Source organism: Plectonema radiosum NIES-515, assembly GCF_025753815.1.
Classification (GTDB): Bacteria; Cyanobacteriota; Cyanobacteriia; order Cyanobacteriales; family Nostocaceae; genus Hassallia; species Hassallia radiosum_A.
On record NZ_JAOWRF010000056.1, the window covers coordinates 1 to 3,890 of the forward strand.

Annotated in this window: 6 protein-coding genes; 2 read left to right on the forward strand and 4 right to left on the reverse strand. The window is 41.3% G+C overall.

Features of this window, described 5'->3' with window-relative positions; genetic code table 11:
- Positions 1-102 precede the first annotated feature (102 nt).
- Positions 103-534 (reverse strand): nucleoside deaminase, encoded by a 432-nt coding sequence (locus OGM63_RS03695; protein WP_263744156.1) that lies wholly within the window; start codon positions 532-534, stop codon positions 103-105.
- An 18-nt stretch (positions 535-552) separates the two neighbouring features.
- Here OGM63_RS03695 and OGM63_RS03700 point away from each other — a divergent pair, with 18 nt between their 5' ends.
- Complete coding sequence (locus OGM63_RS03700) at positions 553-1,476, forward strand: nucleoside hydrolase (protein WP_263744157.1); 924 nt, start codon at positions 553-555, stop codon at positions 1,474-1,476.
- 225 nt (positions 1,477-1,701) lie between these two features.
- Here the strand turns inward: OGM63_RS03700 and OGM63_RS03705 are convergent, their stop codons facing one another.
- Positions 1,702-2,250, reverse strand: coding sequence for an NUDIX hydrolase (locus tag OGM63_RS03705; RefSeq protein ID WP_263744158.1), 549 nt, complete (start codon positions 2,248-2,250; stop codon positions 1,702-1,704).
- 415 nt (positions 2,251-2,665) lie between these two features.
- Here OGM63_RS03705 and OGM63_RS03710 point away from each other — a divergent pair, with 415 nt between their 5' ends.
- A complete protein-coding gene (locus tag OGM63_RS03710) occupies positions 2,666-2,806 on the forward strand; it encodes a hypothetical protein (RefSeq protein WP_263744159.1) in 141 nt (46 codons plus the stop codon).
- A 57-nt stretch (positions 2,807-2,863) separates the two neighbouring features.
- On the opposite strand, the gene OGM63_RS03715 is transcribed toward OGM63_RS03710, so the two are convergent.
- Both OGM63_RS03715 and OGM63_RS03720 read right to left on the reverse strand, forming a co-directional pair.
- Positions 2,864-3,334 carry a COG3650 family protein gene (locus OGM63_RS03715; RefSeq protein ID WP_263744160.1) on the reverse strand — a complete coding sequence of 157 codons (471 nt, stop codon included), beginning with the start codon at positions 3,332-3,334 and terminating at the stop codon, positions 2,864-2,866.
- An 81-nt stretch (positions 3,335-3,415) separates the two neighbouring features.
- Positions 3,416-3,890, reverse strand: a 475-nt coding sequence (locus OGM63_RS03720) for a universal stress protein (RefSeq protein ID WP_263744161.1), incomplete at its 5' end; no start/stop codon positions are given.

Genomic DNA, 3,890 nt, shown 5'->3' on the forward strand with positions numbered 1-3,890 from the left:
GGGGAAATAATAACTAACAACTGTACAGACGTTCCGGTGGAACGTCTCTAGCGCACCTTTCGTACAGACGTTCCACCGGAACGTCTCTACCACACCTCCTAACTACTTTCCAATGTCTTCATTCCACAATTCGGGGTTGGTTTCGATAAATTCGCTCATCATTTGTTCGCATTCATCCAGATTCAAATCAATAACTTCGACACCGTGGGATACCATAAATTCTTTCGCACCAGGAAAAGTTCTAGATTCACCAGCAATGACTTTTTTGATGCCAAATTGTACCACTGCCCCAGCGCACAAATAGCACGGCATTAAGGTTGAATAGAGTGTTGTACCTCCGTAGCTGCCAATTCTGCCGGCGTTGCGGAGACAATCGATTTCGGCATGGGTGACAGGATCGCTGTCTTGTACGCGCTTGTTGTGTCCTCTGCCGACGATTTTGCCATCTTTGACAAGAACGGAACCGATGGGAATTCCACCTTCTTGTCTACCTTGTTTTGCTTCGTCTACGGCAGCTTGCATAAATTCATCCATTTGTAAATTCTCCTACTTATGTCTAAACAACTTGTTTTAATGGATCACGATGGTGGTGTTGATGATTATCTAGCAACTATGCTGCTGATGACGATGGATCATATTGAACTTTTGGGTGTCGTCGTCACTCCCGCTGATTGCTATGCTGAACCTGCTGTCAGCGCTACACGCAAAATTCTCGATTTGATGGAATCTTCTCATATCCCGGTAGCTTTAAGCACTGTGCGCGGGATAAATCCCTTTCCCCGTCTCTACCGTCGTGATTCGTTTATTGTCGATCATCTGCCGATTCTCAATCAAAACGAAACAATTAGCACTCCTTTGCTTGCACAACCAGGTCAAGATTTCATGATACAAGTGTTGCGTGATGCACCATTACCAGTAACGTTGATGGTAACGGGTCCTTTGACGACGGTTGCAGTAGCATTAGATAAAGCACCAGAAATTGAAGCGAAAATTCAAAAAATTGTCTGGATGGGTGGTGCGTTGAATGTTGGTGGTAATGTAGAAAAAAGCCTAGAAGCAGGACAAGACGGTTCTGCTGAATGGAATGTTTATTGGGACCCCATTTCCGCAGCACGAGTGTGGGAAAGTAAAATTGAAATTATCATGTGTCCTTTGGATTTAACTAACAATGTACCTGTGACATCTGAGGTTGTTTACAAAATGGGACGACAACGACGTTATCCTATTTCTGATTTGGCAGGACAATGTTATGCGTTAGTTATTCCCCAAGATTACTATTTTTGGGATGTGTTAGCAACAGCTTATCTCGCTCATCCTGAGTTTTATCAACTGCGGGAGTGGGAAACAGAAGTTATCACAACTGGTTTGAGTCAAGGACGTACTCAAGTGGTGTCTGGAGGTCGAAAAATTTCGGCTATGGATAAAGTTGATAAAGAGGCTTTTTACAATTATATTTTACAGCAGTGGGCGAGGTAGAATAGTTAGGAGTTAGGAGTTAGGAGTTAGGAGTTGTAGAGACTTCGTATTTCGCGTCTGTTAAGTAGGGTGCGTTCAGGCAGTGTAACGCACTTTTTTATGTAGAATTTAACGCAGAGGGTTGCGGAGGTTAGCGCAAAGGAACGCAGAGTTGTCATTTCAATTTTCGATGCAGAGAATTATATAATTGCTAAAAAATTTATCATAATATGCGTTTAACGCACCCTATTTTAAATAATTCAAACCTAAGAAAAGGGCAGCGACGCTACCTGAAACGGAAATTTCTCCTTGGGTAATTTTCTCTAAGACGGATTCTACAGGAATTAAGACAATTTCTATTTCTTCGGTAATATCTAAATTTTGCTCTCCAGTTTTCCTGACGTTTTCTGCCAGAAATAAATGTATTTTATTGGTGTCTTTAACTGGATTATCGTATAAGGTAGCTAATTTGATAACTTTTTCGGCTGTATAACCTGTTTCTTCTTTAAGTTCTCTGATTGCCGCTGTTTCTGCACTTTCATATGTTGCATCGAAACCTCCGGCAGGTAGTTCTAATAAGATTTCACCTGCTCCATGTCTGTATTGCCGTACAAAAACAATTTCTTGGTTATTGGTAATAGGTAAAATTAAGGCAATTTCTGGTCTAAGGATGACAAAAAAATCGTCTATTATTTGACCATTGGGTAATTCTATTTCATCTTGCCTCACTTTGCACCAAAAATTATCTAAGACCATTTTTGATTGCAAAATTTTCCATTTTTTTAATTTGTGCATAAAGGGGACTGGGTAGTGGAAACTAGGTATTGGGGAAGAGTGACGCCAAAATCAACGAAGTTTTATTATCCCACTCTCTAATCTTCAGTTCCTAAAGCTCTTTTATGACTCTGGGCAGAGAATAATCTCATGAAGCCCCAACGATTAAAATCGCGGCTACACAAACGCTCGTCCGCCTGCGCGGACTAACCTGAAAATAGGGTTTAAAATTTAATCTGGCGAGAGTAATAAAAGAGCGCTAATCAAAGAGAATATATATAGGACTCATATTTGATTTTTGATGAGTCTTGCTCCCTTTCCCTACTAGGGAAGGGGTTGGGGAGTCAGTGCGTTGATCGGCTCTGCTGACTTGAAGCACCTGGCTTAGTTCGGTCTATATTGGATTCAACTGCAAACCGCTATAATTTGGGTTTGAGTGCGATCGCACTCAACAATTCACCCATATCCCACCCTACCAGAAGCTATCCGCAAAGCTGCTGATAAGTATAAGTATAGCATTGCCTGTTTGGACAGCATTAAGAAGTTATCTTCGGCTTGGTTAGCGTGGAGACGCTAGTGCAGTATGATTATTTCACGCTCCACGCGCATTCACCGTCAAGCATTCCCTATACGCTTATTTTTTTTCAGCGCACCCTTCTAAAACTGTGTTATCCAGGATGAAAGTTACTGAGTAAGGATACTGTTTGTCAGACATTCCATCTCTACAGGTACTTTCTTTCTTAATAATTAACATACTGTTGGGTTTACCCTGCAATCGGTAAACTCTTACTATGTCTGCGGTACGCCCTGCGGCTTTGATTGGTGTAACATAAGGAAAAGTTTGCTTTTTTGCATTTGGTGAAGAGTAGATAATTCCGCTTTTGCTTACAGTTACATTCCAAAACGGTTCAGTACCCACGCTATTAAATTCATCAATTTTATTGGTATTTTGAGCTATTAAAGGTGGTGCGTCATTGGCGAAACTGCTATTACTCGTGAATAAAATTGTACCAAATCCAAGTATAATCACACAGCTAATCCCATTTTGGATTTGAGATTTTAGGTTGCTATGCAAGGGTTTCAGCAATCGATTTGTCGCCATCATTTTTTCAATTGGTATAATTTAATTTTTCACGTTTTAATTTTCAGATAAAATATGTTTATTTTGCGTGTTTGTACATAAAGGTTAACTTTTAATCGCACCTCTGACTAAAATTACTGTACTCTCTACACTCGATGCGATCGCTTCGGGAATATTGCCTTGAATTGCTTGCTGTAACAATCCTTCTCGCGAAGCCCCTAAAACCACTACATCATAACCTTCGGTTTTCACTAAGTTAATTATTCCTTCCGCAACCGATTCGGCTTGCACTGGTGCGGCTGTGACTGTACTAGACAACTTCCGCCGACGAATTAATTGGCGGATTGATTGTTCTAAAATTGTCATGTCTGGTTCTAACTCAGATGGTTTGAACACCCGTGTGAGACGAATTCTTGGATCGTTCCCCAATGTGACTAACGCAGGTAGCAATTTAATTGCCAATAAAGCATTGGGACCTCCTGCCATTGGTACTAGCCAGCTGTTGAAATGAAGAGCGGGGGAGTGGGAGAGGGGGGGAGAGGGGGGAGACAAGGGAGAAATTTTTCCAAGTCGTCCCCCT